General features: G+C 57.7%; 1 protein-coding gene. It reads right to left on the bottom strand.

Translation table 11 applies throughout. From position 1 onward, the window contains the following. Positions 1-64: 64 nt before the first annotated feature. On the bottom strand, positions 65-247 hold the full coding sequence (locus tag ACTHTS_RS11405; protein WP_440370106.1) for a ComEA family DNA-binding protein: 183 nt from the start codon (positions 245-247) through the stop codon (positions 65-67). Position 248: the final 1 nt, after the last annotated feature.

Here is a 248-nt window from a genome sequence, read left to right as displayed (position 1 = left end):
TCAGCCCGAACCGGCAAACGGTTCGGCCTCGGGGCGGCATATACGGCACAAACGTCCGTCAGACTTATTTTTTCACGGCAGGCTGGGCGGCCTTAGGCGCGGCAGAAGAAACCGTCGCCTCCGCCTTAGCCGGACCGATACCCGGCAATGCCTCCAGTTCGGCAGAAGACGCGGTATTGATGTTCACGGCAGCTAAAGAGAACGCCGCACAGATGGCGGCAAACGCACCAAATAAAAATTTCTTCATC

Source organism: Neisseria sp. P0019.S003 (genome assembly GCF_051957115.1).
GTDB lineage: Bacteria > Pseudomonadota > Gammaproteobacteria > Burkholderiales > Neisseriaceae > Neisseria > Neisseria flavescens_D.
The sequence above is the reverse complement of the archived record's forward strand: the minus strand, read 5'-3'. Positions and strand labels throughout refer to the sequence as shown.